17 protein-coding genes are annotated in these 22,673 nt (G+C 72.1%); 8 read left to right on the top strand and 9 right to left on the bottom strand.

Features of this window, described 5'->3' with window-relative positions; genetic code table 11:
• The first annotated feature begins 71 nt into the window (after positions 1-71).
• A complete protein-coding gene (locus tag Pta02_RS17930; RefSeq protein WP_239130845.1) occupies positions 72-1,292 on the top strand; it encodes an MFS transporter in 1,221 nt (406 codons plus the stop codon).
• 103 nt (positions 1,293-1,395) lie between these two features.
• A complete protein-coding gene (locus Pta02_RS17935) occupies positions 1,396-3,672 on the top strand; it encodes an MMPL family transporter (protein ID WP_203875993.1) in 2,277 nt (758 codons plus the stop codon).
• 37 nt (positions 3,673-3,709) lie between these two features.
• Here Pta02_RS17935 and Pta02_RS17940 read toward each other — a convergent pair whose 3' ends face one another.
• Both Pta02_RS17940 and Pta02_RS17945 read right to left on the bottom strand, forming a co-directional pair.
• On the bottom strand, positions 3,710-6,118 hold the full coding sequence (locus Pta02_RS17940; RefSeq protein WP_203875994.1) for a WD40 repeat domain-containing serine/threonine protein kinase: 2,409 nt from the start codon (positions 6,116-6,118) through the stop codon (positions 3,710-3,712).
• Positions 6,119-6,189: 71 nt separating this feature from the next.
• Entirely contained in the window at positions 6,190-7,407 is a 1,218-nt protein-coding gene (locus tag Pta02_RS17945; RefSeq protein WP_203875995.1) for a benzoate/H(+) symporter BenE family transporter, read from the bottom strand.
• A gap of 93 nt (positions 7,408-7,500) precedes the next feature.
• On the opposite strand from Pta02_RS17945, the gene Pta02_RS17950 reads away from it, so the two are divergent.
• The gene (locus Pta02_RS17950) at positions 7,501-8,124 is read left to right on the top strand and encodes a helix-turn-helix domain-containing protein (RefSeq protein WP_239130847.1); all 624 of its coding nucleotides are present in this window, start codon (positions 7,501-7,503) and stop codon (positions 8,122-8,124) included.
• Here the strand turns inward: Pta02_RS17950 and Pta02_RS17955 are convergent.
• On the bottom strand, positions 8,093-8,857 hold the full coding sequence (locus tag Pta02_RS17955; protein WP_203875997.1) for a hypothetical protein: 765 nt from the start codon (positions 8,855-8,857) through the stop codon (positions 8,093-8,095). The genes Pta02_RS17950 and Pta02_RS17955 overlap by 32 nt on opposite strands.
• A 242-nt stretch (positions 8,858-9,099) precedes the next feature.
• Between Pta02_RS17955 and Pta02_RS17960 the strand changes: the two genes are divergently transcribed.
• Positions 9,100-10,320, top strand: coding sequence for an MFS transporter (locus tag Pta02_RS17960; RefSeq protein ID WP_239130849.1), 1,221 nt, complete (start codon positions 9,100-9,102; stop codon positions 10,318-10,320).
• Positions 10,321-10,426: 106 nt separating this feature from the next.
• Here the strand turns inward: Pta02_RS17960 and Pta02_RS17965 are convergent, their stop codons facing one another.
• Together Pta02_RS17965 and Pta02_RS17970 are read right to left on the bottom strand one after the other, a co-directional pair.
• The gene (locus Pta02_RS17965) at positions 10,427-11,887 is read right to left on the bottom strand and encodes a cellulase family glycosylhydrolase (RefSeq protein WP_203875998.1); all 1,461 of its coding nucleotides are present in this window, start codon (positions 11,885-11,887) and stop codon (positions 10,427-10,429) included.
• A 452-nt stretch (positions 11,888-12,339) separates the two neighbouring features.
• Entirely contained in the window at positions 12,340-13,083 is a 744-nt protein-coding gene (locus Pta02_RS17970; RefSeq protein WP_203875999.1) for an MBL fold metallo-hydrolase, read from the bottom strand.
• 225 nt (positions 13,084-13,308) lie between these two features.
• Here Pta02_RS17970 and rho point away from each other — a divergent pair, with 225 nt between their 5' ends.
• Positions 13,309-14,568, top strand: coding sequence for a transcription termination factor Rho (gene rho / locus Pta02_RS17975; protein ID WP_203876000.1), 1,260 nt, complete (start codon positions 13,309-13,311; stop codon positions 14,566-14,568).
• 11 nt (positions 14,569-14,579) lie between these two features.
• Here the strand turns inward: rho and Pta02_RS17980 are convergent, their stop codons facing one another.
• The 3 genes from Pta02_RS17980 to Pta02_RS17990 form a co-directional block, all read right to left on the bottom strand.
• Positions 14,580-15,128 (bottom strand): hypothetical protein, encoded by a 549-nt coding sequence (locus tag Pta02_RS17980; protein WP_203876001.1) that lies wholly within the window; start codon positions 15,126-15,128, stop codon positions 14,580-14,582.
• A 79-nt stretch (positions 15,129-15,207) separates the two neighbouring features.
• Complete coding sequence (locus Pta02_RS17985) at positions 15,208-15,663, bottom strand: hypothetical protein (protein WP_203876002.1); 456 nt, start codon at positions 15,661-15,663, stop codon at positions 15,208-15,210.
• 47 nt (positions 15,664-15,710) lie between these two features.
• Complete coding sequence (locus Pta02_RS17990; RefSeq protein WP_203876003.1) at positions 15,711-17,174, bottom strand: hypothetical protein; 1,464 nt, start codon at positions 17,172-17,174, stop codon at positions 15,711-15,713.
• A gap of 104 nt (positions 17,175-17,278) precedes the next feature.
• On the opposite strand from Pta02_RS17990, the gene Pta02_RS17995 reads away from it, so the two are divergent.
• Both Pta02_RS17995 and Pta02_RS18000 read left to right on the top strand, forming a co-directional pair.
• Complete coding sequence (locus tag Pta02_RS17995; RefSeq protein WP_203876004.1) at positions 17,279-18,127, top strand: putative RNA methyltransferase; 849 nt, start codon at positions 17,279-17,281, stop codon at positions 18,125-18,127.
• Between the two features lie 174 nt (positions 18,128-18,301).
• On the top strand, positions 18,302-20,098 hold the full coding sequence (locus tag Pta02_RS18000) for a S9 family peptidase (protein WP_203876005.1): 1,797 nt from the start codon (positions 18,302-18,304) through the stop codon (positions 20,096-20,098).
• A gap of 27 nt (positions 20,099-20,125) precedes the next feature.
• Here the strand turns inward: Pta02_RS18000 and Pta02_RS18005 are convergent, their stop codons facing one another.
• On the bottom strand, positions 20,126-21,586 hold the full coding sequence (locus Pta02_RS18005) for a PP2C family protein-serine/threonine phosphatase (protein WP_239130851.1): 1,461 nt from the start codon (positions 21,584-21,586) through the stop codon (positions 20,126-20,128).
• A 211-nt stretch (positions 21,587-21,797) separates the two neighbouring features.
• Between Pta02_RS18005 and Pta02_RS18010 the strand changes: the two genes are divergently transcribed.
• Positions 21,798-22,673 (top strand): HAMP domain-containing protein (locus Pta02_RS18010; RefSeq protein ID WP_203876006.1); only part of this gene is annotated, 876 nt, incomplete at its 3' end.

A 22,673-nucleotide genomic window follows, 5' to 3' on the forward strand; every position in this document is an offset into this window, starting at 1 on the left:
ACCCCTAAATAACCTGAAAAATCACCTTCTATAAACTCCAGAATCATGATCCGATCGAACGGCCGATAGCCGTGCTCCGCCGTACCGGATCACGACCCTGGGACCTCGTCGCCGCCCTGGCCGTCACCTCCACGGTCGGCTACGGCGTGATGTTCTACGCCTTCGCGATCTTCCTCACCCCCGTGGCCCGCGACCTCGGCGCGGGTTCCGCGCAGGTCACCGCCGCGCTCACCCTCGCCATCGTGGTCAACGCCGCCGCCGCGCCGCTCGTCGGCAGACTGCTCGACCGGTACGGCGGGCGCTGGCTCATGACGGGCGGTTCGGTCCTCGGCACGCTCACCGTCCTGGCGTGGTCCCGGGTGGAGAGCCTGCCCGCCCTGTACGCGGTGTTCGCGTGCATGGGGGTGGCCATGGCGCTGACCCTGTACGAACCGGCCTTCGCCGTCGTGGTGAGCTGGTTCGACGGCAGGAGCCGGGCCACGGCGCTGCTCGCGGTGACCGTGGTGGCCGGGTTCGCCACGACGATCTTCTCGCCGCTGGCCGGACTGCTCAACGAGTGGTACGGCTGGCGCCAGGCCCTGGTCGTGCTGGCCGTCGTCCTCGGGACGGTCACCGTACCGCTGCACCTGCTCGTCGTCAGGCGCGGCCCGGACAGCGCGCACCCGCCGAAGACCGGGGCGGTCGGCGACGCCCTGCGCGACCCCGCGTTCTGGCTGCTGACCGGGGCGTTCGTGGCGCAGAGCGGCGCGGTCTACACCCTCGCCCTGCACCTGGTCTCCTATCTGACCTCGCTCGGCCATCCCGGTCCCTTCGCCTCCCTGGTGACCGGCCTGGTCGGTGTACTCTCCGTGACCGGCCGCCTGGCCACCACCGGCCTGCAACGGCGCTGGCCGGCCGCGACGGTCGCGGCCGTCATGTTCACCGTGCAGGCCTCGGGCGCCGCCCTGCTCCCGGTGCTGGGCGGAACGGCGGCCGGGGCGGTCGCCTGCGTCCTGCTGTTCGGGATCGGGTACGGCGTGGGCACGATCGCCCGCCCGGTGCTGTTCGCCGAGCACTTCGGCGTCGCCGGCTACGGGGCGATCGCGGGCGCCGCCACCCTGCCGATCGCGCTGATGACCGCGCTCGGCCCGCTGGGCGGGGCGGGACTGGAGCAGACCGCCGGCTACACCTCCGTGATGGTCGCGGTGGCGGTGCTGTGCGTGGTCGCCGCCGCGGCGCTGACCGTCCACCACCGCCGGATCCGGGCCGTCCTCCGGAACGTCCCCCGGAAAACCCCTACGTCTCAAGGATGACCTTCCCTACCCTCACGGAGGGGGCCGCGACCGGTCACCGGGGACGATGTCCTCCGTCCTTCCGGCCTCTACCTTCATGAATAAAAATGAGCAGGGAGCGGGAATGGCACGCCGGAGGAATATCGCCGCCGCGGTGGGCGGCTGGAGCGCGCGCCATCGCTGGTCCGCGCTGCTGATCTGGGTGGGGTTCGTCGTGGCCGCGACCCTGGCGGGCAACGCGGTCGGCACCAGGGGGATGGAGCCCTGGGAGGACGACAACGGGGAGTCGCGCAAGGCCGCGATGGTCCTGGACGCGGCCGGGTTCCCCGACGTCGCCGGGGAGACGGTGCTGATCCAGGCCCGGGGCTCCACCGCTCCCGCCGACTTCCGGGCGGTGGCGGAGGAGGTCAAGGAGGCGGTGCTCGCCACCGGCCTGGTGGAGAAGGTGCGCACGCCGTACGACGCGCAGGAGCCCTCCCCGATCAGCCGGGACCGGCGTTCGGCCCTGGTGACCTTCGACATGAAGGGCGAGGGGAAGACCGCCAAGGAGCGGGTCCAGCCCGTGATCGACGCCGTGGCCGGCGTCCAGCGGGCGCATCCCTCCCTGTGGGTCGGCCAGGCGGGCAGGGCGAGCAGCGGCCTGACGGTCGGCGAGGTGCTCGACGACGACCTGATCCGGGCCGAGCTGCTGTCCATCCCGTTGACGTTCGGCATCCTGCTGGCCGCCTTCGGCGCGCTGCTGGCCGCCGTGGTCCCGCTGGTGGTGGCCTTCACCGCCTATCTCGGCTCGATCGGCCTGCTCGCGCTGACCAGCCAGCTCCTGCACGTCGACTCGGCCACCACCAACCTCATGCTGCTGATCGGCCTGGCCGTCGGCGTCGACTACTCCCTGTTCTACATCCGCCGCGAGCGCGAGGAGCGGGCCAAGGGCAGGGGCAGGGAGCGGGCCCTGGAGATCGCGGCGGCGACCTCCGGGCGGGCGGTGCTGATCTCCGGCGTCACCGTGATCGTCGCCATGGCGGGCATGTTCCTGACCGGCAACGGCATCTTCATCGGCTTCGCCCAGGGCACGATCCTGGTGGTGCTGGTCGCGATGATCGGCTCGATGACCGTGCTGCCCGCCATCCTGTCCCTGATCGGCGACAAGATCGACGCCCGGGTCGTGCACGGCGGCGTCCGCAGGCTCACCGGGCGCACCTGGCGGCGGATCCTCGGCGGACGCGAAGGCGGCGGGCGCGTGTGGAACGCCGTCCTCACCGCGGTGCTGCGCCGCCCGGTCGTCTCGGTCCTGCTGGCCGGGGGCCTGCTGGTCGGCCTGGCGATCCCCGCCTTCGACCTGCGCACCGGCGAGCCCGGCACCTCCGACGTGCAGGGCGACCACCCGATCGTGGAGACCTCCCGCCGGATCAAGGGCGCCTTCCCCGGCAACAAGGCCCCGGCCACCATCGTGCTGAAGGCCGACGACGTGACCGCGCCGTACGTCCTCAAGGAGGTCCGGCGCCTGCGGGAGATGGCGATCGGCACCGGCGAGATCGACCCCGCCTTCTTCGGCGTCAGCGCGAACCCGGACAGGACCGTGGGGATCATCCGCCTCGGCCTGAAGGGCGCGGGCCCCTCCGACGAGGTCTCCGAGCACGCCGTGCGCACCCTGCGGGAACGGGTGGTCCCGCCGACCGTCGGACTGGTCGCCGAGACCTACGTCTACGGCAGCGTGGCCGGGGTGATGGACTTCAACACCCAGCTCGGCAGGTCCGTGCCGCTGGTCTTCACCTTCGTCCTGCTGCTGGCCTTCGTGCTGCTGCTGGCGTCGTTCCGGTCACTGGTGGTGGCGGTGACGGCGATCGTGCTGAACCTGCTGTCGGTGGCCGCGGCGTACGGCGTGCTGGTCATGGTCTTCCAGTACGGCTGGGGCGAGAACCTGCTGAACTTCGAGTCGACCGGCTCGATCGTGAGCTGGCTGCCGCTGTTCCTGTTCGTGATCCTCTTCGGGCTCTCGATGGACTATCACGTGTTCATCCTGAGCCGGATCCGTGAGGCCTTCGACCGGGGCATGCCCACCGAGCAGGCGGTGACCCACGGGATCAGGACGACCGCCGGGGTGGTGAGCAGCGCGGCGTTCATCATGGTCGGAGTGTTCGCGATCTTCGGCACGATGTCGCTGCTCTCCTTCAAGGAGATGGGCATCGGCCTGGCCGCGGCCATCCTGATCGACGCCACGATCGTCAGGGCGGTCCTGCTGCCCGCGACCATGCGGCTGCTCGGCGAGGCCAACTGGTACCTGCCGCGCTGGCTGGGCTGGCTGCCGACGCTGGAGCACGGCTCCGGCGAGGACGACGCCCCGGGCGGCCCGGACGACCCCGACGCCGTACCCGCCGGGCGGACGACGGTCACCGTCGGCTGAACCGGCCGCCGCACCGCCTGACCGCGCGGACGACGGGTCAGGCGGTGCGCAGGCCGCCGACGTCGTACAGCAGCACGTCGTTTCCCATGGCCACCGCCAGGACGAGCCCGTTGCCGCTGAAGGCCACGTTCTGGATCTGCCCCCGGTCCAGCGGCTGGCGGAACTCGCGCCGGGTGGCGACGTCCCACAGCCGGACTCCCTCCTTGTCGGTCGCGGCGGCGAGGAGGGTCCCGTCGGGGCTGACGGCCATGGCGTTGATCGTCGACTTCGCCCCCTTGAAGGTCTCCTTCTTCGCCTTGCGGGAGGACACGTCCCACAGTCGCACGACCTTGTCGTATCCCGCGCTCGCCAGGGTCTCCCCGTCGTCGAGGAACACGACGGCGTTGACCTCCTCGGTGTGCCCCTTCAGCGGGCCGCCGACCGCCGTGCCGTCGGAGGTGCGCCAGAACCGGACCGTGCGGTCCCACCCCGCGGTGGCCAGCAGGCGTCCGTCGGGGCTGAAGTCCGCGTTCTTGACCAGTTCGTCGTGACGCATGGAGGCGCCCGCCTGCTTGCGGTCGGAGGTCCTCCACAGCCGGACCCACTCGAACCCGCTGCCGGTGACGAACCGCCTGCCGTCGGGGCTGAACCTCACGAAGACCGAGCCGATCACGGACTTCGACACGCGGCGCCTGGAGTCGAGGTCCCACACGTGCGTCTCGGTGTCGCTCACCCCGCCGACGCTGATCAGCGTCCGGTCGTCCGGGCTCAGCGCCAGGCCCTCGACGTAGAACTTCCTGTCCTTGAGCTCTCCGATCATCTTGCCGGAGGGCACCTCCCACAGCCGGATCCTGCCGTCCCAGCATCCGGCGGCCACCGTACGGCCGTCGGCCGAGACCGCCAGGCCCTGCACCAGCTCACCGTTGCCGAGCACCAGCGGCCGGCCCGCGCCGGTGGAGATCAGCGCGGACGCGCTCGGGGTGGCCGTGGGCGACGTCGGGGACGGGGAGGCCGACGGGCCCGCCGTCTCCGGCGTGGCCGGGGAGGTGCTCCCGGTTCCCGTGTTCCCGGTCCCCGTGCTCCGGCCGGGCGAGCTCCCGACCGTGCCGTTGCGGTCGTCCAGGTAGCGGGGGACCAGCACCGCGGCCGCCGCCACCGCCCCGGTGGCCAGCGCGGCCCCGCCGATCAGCAGGCTCCGGCGGGAGATCCCGCCCCCGCCGGGAGGCGGCGCGAACTGCCCGCCGGACGGGTGCGTGTGGGGCGGCCCGCCCCAGGAAGGACCCGTGGGGAGCGGCGCCGCGTGGAACTGCCCGCCGGAGGGATCGGTGTGAGGCGGTGCCGCGTGGAACTGCCCGCCGGAGGGATCGGTGTGGGGCGGTGCCGCGTGGAACTGCCCGCCGGGCGGATGGGCGGGCGGGGCCGTACCGGACGGGCCTGCGGACACGTCGGCGGCCGGTGGCGGCATCCGGAAGGATCCACTGGACGGGCCGGTGGGGGACGGGCCGGTGGGGGACGGTCCCGTGTTGGACCGTTCCCAAACCGGCGGTCCGGCCGGTGGGACGTCCCGCGACGGCGTGCCCGGGACGGACGGCTGCGCCATCCCCATGGCCGTGCTGAGCAGGTCGCTCACGGGCATCGCCGCACCGGGACGCGCCGCGCCCTTGCCGGTGATGAGCTCGAGCAGGACCCCCTCGGCCGTGGGACGCCGCTCGGGCGCCTTGGCCAGGCACCGGCCGGCGATCTCCCGCAGGCCCTCGGGCAGGCCGGTGAGGTCGCACTCCTGGTGGAGGATCCGGTACACCAGGGCCGCGATGGCGATGTCACGGCCGAACGGCGTCCTCCCCGTCCCGGCGAACAGGATGGTGCCGGCCCAGCTGAACATGTCCGAGGGCGGGCCCACGTCGTCCCCGGAGAGCTGCTCCGGCGACATGTACGGCGGGGTGCCGACCACGCTGGCGGACGTGGCGGTCATGTTCACGCTGCGGGCGATGCCGAAGTCGACCACCCGCGGCCCGTCCGGGCCGAGCAGCACGTTGGCGGGCTTGAAGTCGCGGTGGACGATCCCGGCGCGGTGGATGGCCGCCAGGGCGGTGGCCGTGCCGACCGCCAGCCGCTCCAGGTCACGCGGGTCGAGCGGCCCGCGCGAGGCGACCCGCTGCTCCAGGGACTCGCCCTCGATGAACTCGCTCACCACGTACGGCTGGTCGCCCGCCAGGCCGACGTCCAGGATGGGCGCGGTGCAGAACTGGGGCACCTGCCGGGCCGCCTCCACCTCGCGGAGGAAGCGCCTGCGGTTCTTGGGATCGCCGGCGGCGTGGCCGTGCAGGATCTTGACCGCCACCCGTGCCCCCGAAGAGGACTCTCCGAGGTACACGACTCCCTGCCCGCCCTGCCCCACCCGCCCGAGCAGGCGGTAGTCCCCCAGGAGTGCCGGCTCGTCCGGGCGCAGCGGACGCGGTTCGGACACGTGTGCCTCCCGACTCGATCATGTCCCAGAATATGGGGATTTCTAAGGGGACGGCGCGAGTCCGGACTTTTTCACCTCCGGCGGCCCGCGTCCGACCCCGCCGGCCGGGATTCGTCCGACACCGCTTCAGGTACGGCGCGCGGGGTCCTGCGCCGGTGCAGGAGCGTCATCAGCCCTCCCGCCACCAGCCCCCAGAAGGCGGCCCCCACGCCCAGCAGGGTCATCCCCGAGGCGGTGACCACGAAGGTGACCACCGCGGCCTCCCGGCCCTCCGGCTCGGCGACGGCCGCGGTGATCGCCGAGGCCAGCGCGCCGACGAGGGCGAGCCCGGCGACGGCCTCGATGAGCACCGGCGGGGACAGCAGGACCAGGGCCGTCGCCAGTCCCGCCCCGACGCCCAGCACGATCATCGAGACCCCGGCGGTGGCCGAGGCGATCCACCGGCGGCCGGGATCGGGGTCGGCGTCGGGGCCGGCGGCCAGGGCCGCGGTGATGGCGGCCAGGTTCACCGCGTGCCCGCCCAGGGGCGCGGCGGCGGCGCTCGCCAGGCCGGTGGCGGTCAGGACCCCCCTCAGCGGCGGGCGGTAGCCGTACCCCGCCAGGACCGCCATGCCCGGCACGTTCTGCGCGGCCATGGTGACCAGGAACAGCGGGAGCGCGATGCTGACCATCGCCGGAAGGCTCCAGGACGGCGCGGTCACCTCAGCCACCGGGCGCACGTCCACCGCACCGAGCCCCGGCCCGGTCAGCGCGATGGCCGCGACCGCGACGAGCAGGGCCCCCGGCACCGCCCACGTGCGGGCCACCCGGCTCAGCACGGCCCAGGTCAGCACGATGGGCACGGCCATGTGCGGAATCTCCACCAGTGCCCTGACCGGGGCCACGCACAGGTCGAGCAGGACCCCCGCGAGCATCGCGCCCGCGATCGGCCCCGGGATGGCCGCGATCCAGCGGCCGAGCACCGGGAACAGCCCGGCGACCACGATGAGCAGCCCGCAGACGACGAACGCGCCGACGGCGGCGGGGAATCCCCCCTCGGGGACGCCGGTGGAGACGAGCAGCGCCGCACCGGGCGTGGACCAGGCGATGGCCACGGGTATCCGCAGCCGCAGGCTCAGCCAGATCGCCGTGCCGCCCACGGCCAGGCAGAGCGCGAGCAGACCGGACGCCGCCTGCTCCGGGTCCGCCCCCACCGCCCGCAGCCCGGCCAGCACGACGGCGAAGGAACTGGCGAAGCCGACCAGCGCGGTCACCACACCGGCCAGCACGGGCTGCAACAGGCGGTTCATCCGTCGTCCTTCTCACACTTCCCGGGCCGTCCCGGTCCGGGGCCGTCGTGTCGTTCCGTAAACGGAACGATCGTCATGTTGCAGGATAGCTTTATGACCTCCGGCGCACAAAACCCTTATCCGACCGCGGACGCCGGCACATCCCACGTAGGCCGGCGAATCCGCAGCCTTCGGGAGGAACGCGGCATCTCACTGTCAGAGCTGGCCCGGCGGGCGGGGGTGGGCAAGGCCACGCTCTCCGGCCTGGAGAACGGCACCCGCAACCCGACGCTGGAGACCCTGTGGGCGGTGACCGCCCAGCTCGGCGTGGGCCTGGCCTCCGTCGTCGGCACCGGCCCCGTGGTGCACGGCACCGCCGTGCAGGGCGTACTCCTGCAGGCCTTCGAGGAGGAGGGGGCCACCTACGAGCTCTACCGCCTCGTCTTCCCCGCCGGATCGTCGCAGCTCTCCCCCGCCCACCACCAGGGCGTCACCGAGCACCTCACCGTCTTCGCCGGCCTCCTGCGCGCCGGCCCCGCCGACACCCCCCTCCTGGCCGGCCCCGGCGACTACGTCACCTGGCGGTCGGACGTCCCCCACACCTACGCCACCCTCGGCGACCAGGACGTCCACGCCAGCCTCCTGATCCGCTATCCCCGGCTGCGGAACGGGCTCCCGGACGGGCCGGTCCGGGAGCCGGGGGAGGTCAGCCCTCGAGGAGCCGCTTCAGGGCGGTGACGCGCTCGCGCCAGTAGGTCTTCATCTCGGCGGCCGTGGCGGCGTCGGGGAGTTTGCCGTGCTGGAGGCCGAGCTGGGTCTTCTTCCCGCCCTTGGCGATGACTCCGATCGTGAGGGCGGCGCGGCCCTCCCAGTTGGCGGTGACGGACTTGCCGGGGCGCGAGGTGCGGATCTCGAAGGGGGCGCCGGACAGCCACCGGGCGCGCAGGTCGTCGTCGGTGAAGGCCTCGATGACGCGCTCGGCCGGGACGTTGATGATTTTGCCGGCGCTGATGGAGAAGTCACCGGTGCGGGACTGGCCCGGGGCCCGCAGGCCGCGTGCCCGTTCGTAGGCGACGGTGATGCTCTGCGCCCACCAGCCCTCGACGCCGTGCTCCTCGACCAGCCGGCGGGCGATCTCCCCGTGCGTCCGGCCGGTGGCGCCCCAGGCGTCCAGCAGCGCGAACCACTCCTCGTGGGACCGGCCGGTCCGCACGGTCATCGCGTCGTCGGAGACGATCGTGTCGCGGACCGCGGAGGCCGGGGCGTCCGCGTCGGGAGCGGGCACCCCCCGGTCGGCGGCCGGAGCGGCGGGCTCCTGCTCTGCGGCGGGCACGGCGGGCGGCCGCTCCTCGGCGGCGGGCTCCTGCTCGCCGGCGGCGGGGAGGAGCCGGCGGCGGGCGGCGGTGTAGCTCTCGCCGGTCTTGGCCATGCGGGTGCGGACGCGGTTCTTGAAGGACTTGTTGCCGGTCATCTCATGCTCCTGGACACGGCGTCGCGCCGGGACCCACGCTCCCGCCGCCCCGCCGGATCTGGGGCATGCACAACCGGCGTCCCGAGAACTCCAGGGCCCCCTCTACCTCCGCGAGCCGGTGGCGTGAGCACCGGTGAAGGAGGTCGGGCGCGGGACGGCGCCTTCTTCGAAGGTACCCACCCGCACCGACAATCCGCCACCCCGTCCTCAACCACAAATTGCGCAAAAGTAATATTTGGTACATGACGCCACGGTCCAAAGCTCTGATCTTCTGGGCCACGGGGGTCCTGGCCTACGTCATCGCCGTCTTCCACCGCCAGTCCCTCGGCGTCGCGAGCATCGAGGCCGCCGCACGGCTCGGCGTGGGCGCGGCCGGGCTCTCCCTGCTGGCGATGATCCAGCTCCTGGTCTACGCCGGCATGCAGGTGCCCGTCGGCGTCCTGGTCGACCGGCTCGGCTCCAAGCGCATGCTGCTCATCGGGGCCACGGTGATGTCCGCCGGTGAGCTCGTCTTCGCCTTCTCCTCCGGGCTCCTGCCCGGCGTCGCGGGCCGGGCGCTGATCGGGTGCGGGGACGCGATGACGTTCATCAGCGTGATCCGGCTGGTGAGCCTGCACTTCCCCGCGCGCGTCAACCCCCTGCTGGTCCAGATCACCGGCCTGGTCGGGCAGCTCGGCGCGCTCGCCTCCACGGTCCCGCTGATCCACTCCCTGCGCTCGTACGGCTGGACGCCGACCTTCCTGGGCGCCGCGGCCCTCGGGGCGGTGGCCGTGCTGCTGCTCCTGACGTTCCTGCGCGACTCCCGCCCGGAGCCGGCCGGGGACGAGCCGCCGGGGCTGAAGGCCGCGTGGGCCGAGCCCGGCACCCGGCTGGGCATGTGGACCCACGCCGCCACCCAGTGCTCGGCCGCCGCCTTCCTGCTCCTGTGGGGGTACCCGTTCCTGGTTCAGGGACAGGGCCTGGACCCGTCGACGGCGGGCGTGCTGCTGTCCACGCTGACGCTGTGCGGCATGGCCTGCGGACCGCTGCTCGGCTATCTGGCCGGACGCTTCCCGTTCCACCGCTCCCGGATGGTCCTCATCGTGATCGGCACCACCGCGGGGGCGTGGACCGCCGTACTGGCCTGGCCCGGCCGGGCCCCGCTCTGGCTGCTCGTCCTGCTCGTGGTGGTCCTGGCGGCCAACGGCCCCGGCTCGATGATCGGCTTCGACTACGCCAGGACCTTCAACCCGGCCACCCGGATCGGCGCGGCGACCGGGATCGTCAACGGCGGCGGCTTCGTGGCGTCCATGTCGGTGATCGCCCTGATCGGCATCGCCCTCGACCTGTACGGCGGGAGCGGCCCGGACGCCTACCGCTGGGCGTTCGCCGTGCAGTATCCGTTCTGGCTGCTCGGGGCGGTCCAGGTGCTCCGCTACCGGACGATCACCCGCCGCCTGCTGCTCGCCGCCCAGAACTCCTGACCCGCCGGGGACTCCTGACCCGCCGGGAACGAGGGAAGGCCCGCCCGGGAAACGGGCGGGCCTCCTGATCGAGGGCGTCCGGATGCGGGGATCCGGGGCGATCGGGTCAGCCGGTGGGGAAGTTGTCCGCGGTGCGGATCCGGTCCCGGATGAGGGCGCCCGACTGGGTGAGCACGCCGGTGCCGGTGTAGGTCCCGCCCGAGCAGGTGCCCGGCCTGAAGGCCGCGCTGCCCTCGCCGGCGTCCGAGTAGGTCCAGTTGGCGTAGCCGATCTTCAGGCTGTCCAGCAGGTCCAGCCAGGCGTTGGTGCTGGTGACGTCCACCGCGCCGTCACCGCTGGCGCTCACCGTGCCGAACTCGCTGACGAACATCGGGAGCCTCGCCGCCGCCCGGCTCAGCGTGGACCGGTAGTTGTCCTTGTGCGAGGCGGCGTAGAAGTGGAAGGCGTACATGATGTTCGTGGCGTTGACCGGGTTGCTGACGATCTCGGACTCGCTGGAGCCGTCCGAGACGCCCAGCGACGACCAGCCGCGGGTGCCGACGATGATCACCGCGTCCGGGTCCGCCGCCCGGATCACCGGGATGACCTGCTCGGCGTAGCTCTTGATCGACGCCCAGCTCACCCCGTTGGGCTCGTTGGCGATCTCGTAGATGACGCCCTTCTTGGCGGCGTTGCGCGCGGCGACCGAGGCGAAGAAGGTCTTGGCGCGGGCCAGGTTGTAGTTGGGGTCACCCGGCGTCAGGGTGTGGAAGTCGATGATCGAGTACAGGCCGCGGGACTCGGCCATGTCGACGTACCTGTTGACCAGGTCGGTGAAGCCCGACGGGTTGGTCTCGTACCCCTGCTCCTGCACGTACATCGAGATCCGGAACAGGTCGGCCTTCCAGTCGTTCGCCAGGGCGTTCAGCGAGCTGTCGTTGTAGCACCTGGAGAACCACTGGATGCCGTGGGTGCTCATGCCGCGCAGCTGGATCGGGCGGTTGTACTGGTTGCACAGCTTGACGCCGCACACGTGCAACCTGCCGTTGATCCCGAGCGGGGTACCGCCGCCCGACGTCGGGGTGACGGTGGGCGTGGCGGTCGGGGTCGCGGTGGGCGTCGCCGTGGGCTTCACGGTCGGAGTGGCGGTCGGGGTGGCCGTGGGGCCGGTCGAACCGGTGCACGTGACGCCGTTGAGGGTGAAGGACGTCGGCACCGGGTTGCTCCCGCTCCAGCTGCCGTTGAACCCGATGCCCGCCGAGGCCCCGGTGCCCAGCGACCCGTTGTAGTCCAGGCTCTTGGCGGTGACGGCGGAGCCGGTCTGGCCGTAGGTCGCCGACCAGCCCTGCACGACCTTCTGACCGGAGTTCGGGAAGGTGAAACCGAGGGTCCAGCCCTTGATGGGGTCCCCGAGGTTCTTGATGCTGATATTGGCGGTGAACCCGCCCTGCCAGCTGTTGGTGGTGTAGGTGACCGCACAACCGGTGGCGGCCGTGGCGCCCGCGGCCGGCATGGCCGCCAGCGTCCCGATGACGAGCCCGGCGGTGGCGCCGATCGTCAGGAGACCGCGGGCTCGGCGTGGGCGCATGGGGAATTTCACAACAGTGGCCTTTCGCGTTCGAGGTCGGCCGTCGCGGGAGACCGCGGACGGCCTTTCGGGCGCTCTGCGCTTCACGGGTCGGTGGGGTGGCGGGCCGCTTCCGCCCGCACACCGCAAGACCTGAGCGATTTTTAGCAGTTTGCGATGTATAGGCCATGGAGGAAGCTGAAATCACGGTCGCCCGGCCGTCCGGGAAAACCCCGCCGCGGACCGCGTTCCCCCTGGCCAAGGCCATGATCGAAATTCATCCCGCCGGTGTCCCGGGTCATGAAAGTTTCATGGAGGCACGGCGGCTCGGCGCAGCAGGGCCTCTCCCCTCCACACGGTCAGGGTGTGAAGGGGAGAGACCCGTACGGCGCGCCCCGCGTACGGCCGGCCGTGAGAGAGGCGACGGCGGACGCCTTCCTGGCGGATCCGCCGCCCTTCACCGCCGGGCTCCGTCAGGTGAGCCTGGTGAACGGCTCCGCGAAGTGGGCCGTGCCGATCATGCCGCCCTCCGCCCTGATCCGCTCCAGCACCTCGGTCCGGGTCCTGGCGGCGAGGTCCGGATCTCCGTCGTAGAGATAGGGCACCTTCGGGTCGGCGAGCTGCACGGGATGCAGGACCAGGTCGCCGGTGAGGGTCAGCTCGCCCACCTGGACGACCTGGTGTCCCGGGGTGTGGCCGGGGGCGAGCAGCACCCGGATGCCGGGCAGCGCGTCCGCCCGCCCGTCGACGATCTGGACCCGCTCGCCCAGCGGCCGCACGACATGGTCGAGGACCCCCTCGGCGGCCGCCTCGACCTCGGTCCGCTGCAGCAGGTGCCGGGCGTTGGGGAAGACCGGCACGCCGCCTGCCACCGCCCCGCTCGCGTGGTCGCTGTGCAGGTGGGTGATGACCACCGCGTCCACCTCCTGCGGCGCGACCCCCACCCGCGCGAGTTCGGAGGTGAGCGCTCCCGGCACGGGGGCCCAGCCCGCCGCCGGTGAGTCCGCCGGCCCGATCCCGGTGTCCACCAGCACGGTCCGGCCCGCCGCGTCGCGCAGCAGGTAGCAGTGGAAGTGCAGGGTCCACTCGCCGTCCTCGTGACAGCCCCCGGGGAACATCTCCGGCAGCGGGCGCCGGATGGCCTCTCCCATCGGCCCCACCGCGTCGCACAGCGGGAACACCTCGACACCTGCCACCGTTATGGACTGGTGGAGCACCTTTCCTCCTTCTGGAGATGAATCAGCGGTGCTACTGTCATATCGGGCGTGACGCACAGTCGGCCAGGCCGCATGCGACCGATCCGCCCTTTTTCTCATACCGCATCCCTCGTGGCATGCGGTTCTCCTCCGGCGCGCACCGCGCGCACCCGGTTCTTCGCCCACGCGTCCGCGTGGGGCTCTCTGGACGTTTCCGTACGTCCGTTCCATCGTGAAAGGTCACCCATGACCGTAGAAACCATCGTCAAGAAGCCTCCGCGCCGCCGTAAGAGCGCCGCCTCGCCCGTCTCCGGGAACGGCGCGCCCGCGTCCCCCGTCTCCGAGGACTTCGAGAGCGGCGCGCCCGCAGTCTCCGTTCCCGCCCAGGCCCCCGCTCCCCCTCGGTCTCCCGCCGAGACCGTGTCCGGCCTCCTCGACGTCCGCGACAAGGTCGCCTACCTCAGGACCGGCGGCTACCTCCCCGGCCGCGCCGATGTGAAGGTCCCGCCGGCCCAGGTCAGGCAGTACGGCCTGCGCCCCGGCGACCACGTCGTCGCCACCGCGCACAGGCCGTACGAGAAGCTGGCCGGGGTACTGGCCGTCAACGGCGTCGAGACCGGCGCCGCCCGCCCGGTCCCCGCCGCCCGGCCGCACTTCGCGGACATGACCCCGGTCCACCCGGACGAGCGGCTCCGGCTGGAGACCGACTCGCTCACCACCCGGGTCGTCGACCTGTTCGCCCCGATCGGCAAGGGGCAGCGCGGCCTGATCGTGGCCCCGCCCAAGGCGGGCAAGACCCTCGTCCTGCGGGAGCTGGCCGCGGCGATCTCCCGCAACCACCCGGACGTCCACCTCATGGTCGTGCTCGTCGGGGAGCGGCCCGAGGAGGTCACCGAGATGCGCGAGTCCATCCGGGGAGAGGTCGCCGCCTCCACCTTCGACCGCCCCGACCGCGACCACACGGCGGTCGCCGAACTGGCCATCGAGCGCGCCAAGCGCCTGGCCGAGACCGGCCACGACGTCGTCGTGCTGCTGGACTCGCTGACCCGCCTGGGCCGCGCCTACAACAACCTCGCCCCCGGCGGCGGCCGCACCCTCGCCGGAGGCATCGACGCCGCCGCCCTCCTGCCGCCGCGCCGCTTCTTCGGCGCCGCCCGCAACCTGCGCGACGGCGGCTCGCTGACCATCCTCGCCACCGCCCTCGTCGAGACCGGCTCCCGGATGGACGACAACCTCTTCGAGGAGTTCAAGGGCACCGGCAACATGGAACTGCGCCTGCGCCGCGACCTGGCCGACAAGCGGATCTACCCCGCCGTGGACCTGGACGCCTCCGGCACCCGGCGTGAGGAGATCCTCCTCGACCCCGCCGAGCGGCAGCTCTCCTGGCGCCTGCGCCGCACCCTCGGCGGCCTGGAAAGGCAGCAGGCCCTGGAGGTCCTCCTCGACCGCCTCGGCGAGACCCCCTCCAACGCCGCCTTCCTCCAGCAGGTCCGCCAGACCACCTGACCCCGGAGCCCTCAGCCCGTCCGGTGGACGACCGTCTCCTTGCCCGCCCCGGCATATCGGAGCGCGAGCACCATCAGAAATATCGCGACGAGCTGGCAGAGGTCCCAGACGGTGGCGGAGAAAAGTCGCCTCTGCGGTTCCCATACATACGTGGACCCCTTGGCGGCCTCCGTCAGGAAGAACAGGGGGCGGGCGCAGTACACCAGGACCAGGACGGCGGGGAGGAACCGGGTCACCACCCGGCCCGGGCCCGGCCTGCCCCGCCGGGCGGCGAGCAGGCACGCCCCGAGGCTGAGCAGGACGTACGGCGCGACGCCGAGGGCGAAGATCGGAATGTCGTGGATGTCCTCCAGCAATGCGGCGATCTTCAAGATGCGGCCGCCGGAAAAGAGCTGGACCATCCCGTAGATGACGCCCGACTCGCCGTACTCCCCGTACTCCTCCGGCGGGGTCAGCAGGTCCCGGATCCACGAGTGGAGTTCCAGGATCCACGAGTGGACGGCCGGAGCCACCGCCCACAGCAGGGCGGCACTCCAGAGCAGCCGAGATCGCCGAGTCACGGCGAGCAACTCTAGGGATATAAGACGACAATCCGGTCACATCCCGGCGGGAGCCCACCGGGATCCGACTCCAACGGGATTACTGCGGCCAGTTGGCGACGGTCGAGGCCTTGATGGCGTCGGTGTGGCACCTGAAGATGGCGTTGGTCTTGTAGCTGACCAGGCAGACCCGCACGTCGGCCCGGGTGACCTCGCCGTCCGAGGACAGCTTGAAGTTCGCGCCCTTGGAGGAGCAGGTGTAGCGGACCTGCGACCAGCCGGTGCCGCCGCTCGCGTAGTGGAACTTGGCACGGACGTAGGCGCAGTGACCGGAGTGATAGTCGCGGTCGTACAGCTTGCCGGAGACCACGAACCGCTCGGAGTCGAAGCTGCTCAGCCACACGTCGGCCTTGGCGTGGCCGCCGTGGCCGCTCTTGGACTGGACCGGGCCCCAGTGGTGCACGCGGTCCCCCGCGGCGGCCTGGGCCGTTCCGGTCAGGCTCCCCGCGAGCACGAGAGCCAGCAATCCACCACCGATGACAGTTCTCTTCCTCATGGGCACCATTTGTACCGGAGGTCACTTGAAAAGCACTTGCGTCCCGCTTATCGCCGCTTGGCGGGATATACCATGATCAGGAACTGCTCCATGGGCTCCTTCTTCCAGGCCTCCCCGCTGCCGCGCACGTGGACGCGGACCCGATAGGCGCCCTTGCCCGCGGCGGTGAGGTCGACCAGCCGTGGCCCGCCGTAGAAGTCGACGAACCTCAACCGCCCGCGGGTGCTCCGGTAGGAGATCTCCTCCACCTCGTCCCAGCCGCGCCGCTCCAGCGGAGGTCGGCGGTCGTAGACCTCGGCCGTCACACACACGGGGACGAACTCGTCGCCGACCGTCACCTGCAGGATCCCGGGCTCGGCCCCGGCCAGGCCCTCCACCCACAGCGGGCTGGACTCGATCATCTCGATCTCGTCCTCAAGGGCGACGAGTGCGTTGTAGTCGGTGTCCACGGCGCCCACCGCCCGCCGCACCGGCCTGATCAGCGGGCGGTGCCGGGGGTAGGCCGCGCACTTGGCGTCCAGCGCCGCCTGCTCCCGCTCGTCGGCCAGACGTTGCCGTTCCTCCCGCTCCTTCCGGAACGCGACCGCCTGCGGGCAGATCGACTCCAGCGCGTCGGCCAGGTTCACGCTGTACGAGAACCCCACGTCGTCGTACACCTCGGCGTTGTAGGTGTCGCGGCCGGCCCGCACCACCGCGGCGCAGAGGTGGCGGCCGTATACGAGCACCTGCTCGTCCGGCATGCCCTCGAACTCGGAGAGCCCGCCGTACTCCGCCCAGGGACCGCCCCGGACCTGGCAGAGGAACTTCGCCTCCCCCGTCAGGTCCTCGATCTCGAGACCTTCGTCGTCATGGCAGATCTCAGAGCCGGAGATCCGGCCCGGGACGGCATCCGAGACGGGGAGGAAGAGCAGCGGCGGCACCAGGAGGAGGCTCAGCGCCACCCGGGCCACGGCGGAGCGGCGAGCACGCGACGGCCGTACGGCACGCAGCATGAGGACCAGGCACACGAGGGTGACCAGGGCTTGCCCGAGGGAAATGGACAGGATGGCGGGCCCGCCCCACACATCCAGACAATTGGTGCCCAGCATGACATCCAGTGCGGCGTCCAGCCCGGTCGGCAGAAGGGGAAGGAAGGCGACCAGCCCGATCACGGCGACGGCGACGCGGGTGACGATCCGGCCGATCCGCGGCCGGCCCCACCGGTTGCCGGCCAGCCACGCCGCGAAGGACACCACCACGAACGGCAGAATCCCCAGCCAGAAGAGGGGGATCGCGAAGACGACTGCGAGGATCTCGTAGCCGTGGTCGTCCATGAACTCGTTTCCCAGGCACCTTGCCGGGTCGCCGAGGAGGGCATAGCCGTAGCTGTAGGAATCCGGGCCGATGAACCGCCAGTAGACGACCTCGGCCAGCGCCAGGGCGAAGGCCGCGGCCCACTGGAACCACGCCGCTCTGCGGGGCCGGAACCGCACCGCCTTCGCGGCGGGGGTTGCCGGCGGATCTCCGGACACGGCGGGCTCCTTCCGTCCGCGGGCACCTCGGGCAGGACGGCGGTCATCGTAGGGACGGGGGATGACAGTACGATCACGTCGCCGTGAGGCGGGATGATGGGGTCATGCTGGCTGACGTCGTCGAACACCTCATCTGCCCGGTCTGCGGAGACGGGCTGGCCCTCGGCGAGCGGGTGCTGCGCTGCCCTCTGGGGCACGCCTTCGACGTCGCCCGGCAGGGCTACGTCAGCCTCCTGACCGGCTCCCAGACCCCCGGGACGGCCGACAGCCCGGCCATGGTGGCCGCCAGGGACGACTTCCTCGGGGCGGGGCACTTCGGCCCGCTGGCGGACACGGTCGCCGAGGCCTGCCGTACGGCCCCGCGAGCGGAGGACGAGGGGCCGGTGATCGTGGACGCCGGGGCCGGGACCGGCTACTACCTGGCCCGGGTGCTCGACCGCCTGCCGTACGCCGCCGGGATCGCCCTGGACGTCTCCAAGCACGCGGTCAGGCGGGCCGCGCGGGCGCACGCCCGGCTGGGGGCGGTGGTGGCCGACGTGTGGCGCCCGCTGCCCGTCCGCGACCGCTCCGCCGACGTCCTGCTCAACGTCTTCGCCCCGCGCAACGGGGCGGAGTTCGCGCGCGTGCTGAGGCCCGGGGGCGTGCTCGTCGTCGTGACGCCCACCTCACGGCACCTCGAACCGCTGGTGGACCGGCTGGGCCTGCTGTCGGTGGACGAGTCGAAGGAGCGCCGCGTGACCGAGAGCCTCGGCGGCCACTTCGTGGAGACCGGGCAGGACGTCCACGAGTTCGCGATGGAACTGGGGCGTGCCGCCGTCGAGGCCGTGGTGGGCATGGGGCCGAGCGCCCGGCACACCGATCCCGAGGTCATGCGGGAGAGAGTCGCGCGGCTGCCGGAGAACAGCGAGGTGATCGCCTCTTTCCGCATGTCTACCTTCGCCGTGCGGGTGTAGGCAAGGAAGGTGACTTGACAGCCACCTTCATAACACATGTTACTGAAGTGACATTTAGTCCGAAATTCCGCTATTTCAAAGCAGACCAGGGGTGGACGCGACATACTGGACGGCGATCCGGCGAGCCCGCGCTCGTCCGCGTGAAGCCGATGCCTTGACGGAGGGACGCGCCATATGAAGGCGGAGGAACGCTGGCAGGCCAGGTTCCGGGCGCCGCGGGTGACGTTGCCGGTGTGGGCCAGGCAGGCTCCCGCTCGCTCGGTGTACCGCAGCAACGCCTCCGGGGCCTGGGAGATCTACGCCTGGGACCGCTCCGACGGTTCCGTCCGCCAGGTGACCTCACGCCCCAAGGGCACCGCCCACGGCACGATCGATCCCACCGGGCAGTGGATCTGGTGGTTCGCCGACACCGACGGCGACGAGTGGGGCGGCTGGATGCGCCAGCCGTTCGGCGGCGGCCCGGACGAGCCGATCGACCTCGAACCCGGTCACCCGGCCGGCATCGCGCTGTCCGCGACGGGCGACGCGGTGATCGGCATGGCCCGGCCGGGCAAGGGCTTCACCGTCTCCGTGGTACGGCCGGGCTCCCCGGCGAAAGTGATCTACGAGCACGCCGAGGCCGCCTCGGTGTGCTCCATGTCCCTGGACGGTTCGCTGGTCGCGATCAACCACAGCGAGCACGGCGACTCCCGGCACCCCGCGCTGCGGGTGATCCGGCAGTGCGGTCAGGTCGTCGGCGAGCTGCACGACGGTCCCGGCAAGGGCATCGTCGGCCTGGGCTTCTCCCCCGTCGCCGGCGACCGGCGGCTGCTGGCCCTGCACGAGCGCCGGGGCCGCCGCGAACCGCTGGTCTGGGACCCGGTGAGCGACGACCAGCGGGAGATCTGGCTGCCCGACCCCGGCGAGATCACCGCCGACTGGTACGACGACGGCCGTTCCCTGCTGGTCGTGCGGGCCAACCGCGCCCGTACCCACCTGCACCGCTACGACCTGCCCGGGGGCGTGCTCACCGCCATCGAGACCAAGCACGGCGTGATCGAGGCCGCCGCGCCCCGCCCCGACGGCTCGGTGGAGTACTCCTGGTCCAGCGGGTCCCACCCGCCGGTCATCCGGTCGACCAACGGCCAGGTGGTGCTGGGCCACGGCGGGCCCTCCTCGCCGCCCTCCGTCCCGGTCGAGGACGTGGACGTGGACGGGCCCGGCGGGCGCATCCACGCCCTGGTCTCGCGGCCCGAGCGCGGCGCCGGGCCGTACCCGACCGTCTTCCTCCTGCACGGCGGGCCCACCTCGCAGGACGACGACTCCTTCGTGCCGCAGGTGGCCGCGTGGGTCGACCACGGCTTCGCGGTCGTGCGGGTCAACTACCGCGGCTCCACCGGGTACGGCTCCGCCTGGCGCGACGCCCTCGCCGGCGAGGTCGGCCACATCGAGCTGGCCGACGTGACCGCCGTCCGCGAGGCGATGATCGCACGCGGTCTGGCCGACCCCGAGCGGCTGGTGCTGGCCGGCAGTTCCTGGGGCGGCTATCTCACGCTGCTCGGCCTGGGCACCCAGCCCACGGTGTGGTCCGCGGGCCTGGCCACCGTGCCGATCGCCGACCATCTGGCGACCTACGAGGACGAGCCCGAGTCGCTGCGGGCCTACCACCGCGCGCTGCTGGGCGGCTCGCCCGCCGAGCAGCCGGAGCGCTACGCCAACTGTTCGCCGATCACCTACGTCGACGGCGTCGAGGCGCCCGTACTGATCCTGGCCGGGGAGAACGACCCCCGCTGCCCGATCCGCCAGATCGAGGGCTACGTGTCCCGGCTCGCCGGGCGGGGGCACACGCACGAGGTCTACCGGTACGACGCGGGCCACGGCTCGCTGGTCGTCTCCGAGCGCATCGCCCAGATGGCCGCCCAGCTCGACTTCGTCCGCAGGCACATCAAGCCCGACGGCGCGGGCGGCGCCGCCCACCTCCACCACGACTGACCCCGCCCCGGGACCGGCGGTGACCGCCTAGCGGGCCCGCAGGACCACGATCGCCATGTCGTCGGCGCTCGGCTCGGGGGCGAACTCCTGTACGGCCCGGCGGATCCGCGTGGCGACGGCGCCCGCCGACAGGCCCACGCACTCGGCGAGCAGCTTGGCCAGCCCTCCGTCGTCGTCGAGCAGTCTGCTGCCCTGGCGCCGCTCGGTGACCCCGTCGGTCACCGCGAGGAGCACGTCGCCGTGGTCGAGGTGGACCAGGTCCGCCTCGAAGGCCGCCTCGGGGAAGACGCCCAGCAGCGACTGGGAGGTCACCACCGGCTCCACGACCCCGTTGGGCTTCAGCCGCAGGGCCTCCGGGTGACCGGCCGAGACCAGGCGCAGCTCCAGCCCGGTGGGCACGGGGGTGATCTCCCCGTGGAGCAGGGTGAGGAACCGGGCCCGTTCCCCCTCTTCCAGGATCGCCTGGTTGAGCCGGCCCAGGACCGCGGCGACGCCGTACCCCTCCCTGGACAGCAGGCGCAGCGTGTGGCGGGCCAGCCCGGTGACCGCGGCGGCGACGGGACCGGTCCCGCAGACGTCGCCGACCGCGAACCGCCAGCTCCCGTCCCCGGCCGCGAACAGGTCGTAGAAGTCGCCGCCGACCTCGTTGGTCTCACCCGCCGGCTCGTAGACCACGGCGGAGTCGAGGCCGGGGATCTCCCCGGGGTCGTTGGGCGGCAGCAGGCTCCGCTGCAGCGCCTGGTTGGCCTCCGCCTGCTGGGCGTAGAGAAGGGCGTTGTCCAGGGCGAGCGCGGCGCGGCGGCCGATGTCCCCGGCGTACTGGATGACGTCCTCGGCGAACCGGTCGGACCGGCCCAGGCACATCGCGCCCAGCGCCCGGCCCCGCGCCAGCAGGGGGACGACCAGCACGTGCGAGTCGCCCAGCTGCATCGAGCCGCCGGTATCCGGGATGTTCAGGCCCGCGAGGTCCTGGCGGAGGTCGTCGATGCGGCTCTCGTCGGTGTGCCACAGGTAGGCCGGGCGGTGCGATCCGCTGCTGTCGGGCCAGGTGTAGACGGCGCACCAGGCGGCCAGCCGGGGCACCGCGATCTGCGCGATGATCGCGGGCACCATGTCCGGGTTGAGCGTGCCGGCCAGCAGGTCGCTGGCGTCGGCCAGGAACCGCAGCCAGCCGATCGGCCCCCTGCCGGTCTCCTCCTCGGCCCACTCGGTGGCCACATGGCCGCTGGAGCCGGGCAGGGCGAGACGGGCCCAGTGGGTGCGGTGCTGGCCCGCGAAACTGACCCCCCACTCCTCCACCGGCACCCCCGGGCTGACGGGGCCGACGGAACCGGCCTCCGCCGCGCCCTTCTGCCGCACCTCCACCTGGACGCCGTCACCCATGTGGTTCCAGACCACCTCGAAAGGGCCCTCCACGGCATGGGCGGCCAGCTCACCCGCCAGTTGTTCCGCGGAGTCCAGGACGGACAACGCGGCCCATGCGGTCATCACTTCACGAGTGAACCTCTTCGTGGCGGGTACTGCGGTATCTCCCGGAGCGAAGGTCGCGGCCAGGACAGCGCGGGGAACACTGGTCATTGTTCCGTGACTACCACACTTCCCGCTGACATGGGGTAAATCGAAGGTGGGACTCGAAGTTGCGCACCGTGACAGACTGGTGCTGCCCGCGGTAGCCCCCCTCGGGAGTCAAGGAGGTCTAATGACCACGGCCGACGCGATGCCCGACGTCGAGGAACGGCGTTACAGCGAATCAGATCTACAGCCGATCCTGCAGACGCTCATCACGTGGCGGGACGGAGACTTCCGCCGCCGGGTGCCGCACGCGCCACCTGGAATCCTGAGCGAGATCCGCCTGCTGCTCAACGAGGTCGCCGACCGCCGCGAGCACCTGGCCAACGAGCTCCACCGGGTCCGCCGCGAGGTCGTCAGGGAGGGCCGCTTCGGCGAGCGCCTCACCCCCGGTCCGGGCGTGGGCTCCTGGACCGAGAGCGTCGACTCGGTCAACGCGTTGATCGACGCCCTGGTCGGGCCGGTCACCGGCGCGGCGGACGTGATCGACGCCGTGGCCAAGGGCGACCTGTCGCGCCGCATCGACCTCGACCGCGGCTCGCGGGGCGAGGTGCGCCGCCTGGGCAAGGCGATCAACGGCATGGTCGACCAGCTCTCCCTGTTCACCTCCGAGGTGACCCGGGTGGCCCGCGAGGTCGGCACCGAGGGGCGCCTGGGCGGGCGGGCGAACGTCCGGGGCATGTCGGGCAGCTGGCGCGACCTCACCGAGGCCGTCAACACCATGTCGAGCCGCGTCTCGGCCCAGGTGCGCGACATCGCGGCGGTCACCACCGCGGTCGCCAAGGGCGACCTGAGCCGCAAGGTCACCGTCGACGCCGTCGGCGAGATGTTCGAGCTGAAGAACACCGTGAACACGATGGTGGACCAGCTGTCGGCCTTCGCCGAGGAGGTCACCCGGGTGGCCCGCGAGGTGGGCACCGAGGGCCAGCTGGGCGGCCAGGCGCAGGTCCGGGGCGTGTCGGGCGTCTGGAAGGACCTCACCGACAACGTCAACGTCATGGCGGGC

Source organism: Paraplanobispora takensis (genome assembly GCF_016863195.1).
Classification (GTDB): Bacteria; Actinomycetota; Actinomycetes; order Streptosporangiales; family Streptosporangiaceae; genus Planobispora; species Planobispora takensis.

Bases quoted from the DNA above. Each gene is read 5' to 3' on its own strand.
- Pta02_RS17935 (WP_203875993.1), top strand. From the start codon at position 1,396: ATGGCACGCCGGAGGAATATCGCCGCCGCGGTGGGCGGCTGGAGCGCG.
- Pta02_RS17945 (WP_203875995.1), bottom strand. From the start codon at position 7,407: ATGAACCGCCTGTTGCAGCCCGTGCTGGCCGGTGTGGTGACCGCGCTG.
- Pta02_RS17950 (WP_239130847.1), top strand. From the start codon at position 7,501: ATGACCTCCGGCGCACAAAACCCTTATCCGACCGCGGACGCCGGCACA.
- Pta02_RS17955 (WP_203875997.1), bottom strand. From the start codon at position 8,857: ATGACCGGCAACAAGTCCTTCAAGAACCGCGTCCGCACCCGCATGGCC.
- Pta02_RS17960 (WP_239130849.1), top strand. From the start codon at position 9,100: ATGACGCCACGGTCCAAAGCTCTGATCTTCTGGGCCACGGGGGTCCTG.
- Pta02_RS17965 (WP_203875998.1), bottom strand. From the start codon at position 11,887: ATGCGCCCACGCCGAGCCCGCGGTCTCCTGACGATCGGCGCCACCGCC.
- rho (WP_203876000.1), top strand. From the start codon at position 13,309: ATGACCGTAGAAACCATCGTCAAGAAGCCTCCGCGCCGCCGTAAGAGC.
- Pta02_RS17985 (WP_203876002.1), bottom strand. From the start codon at position 15,663: ATGAGGAAGAGAACTGTCATCGGTGGTGGATTGCTGGCTCTCGTGCTC.
- Pta02_RS17995 (WP_203876004.1), top strand. From the start codon at position 17,279: ATGCTGGCTGACGTCGTCGAACACCTCATCTGCCCGGTCTGCGGAGAC.
- Pta02_RS18000 (WP_203876005.1), top strand. From the start codon at position 18,302: ATGAAGGCGGAGGAACGCTGGCAGGCCAGGTTCCGGGCGCCGCGGGTG.
- Pta02_RS18005 (WP_239130851.1), bottom strand. From the start codon at position 21,586: ATGACCGCATGGGCCGCGTTGTCCGTCCTGGACTCCGCGGAACAACTG.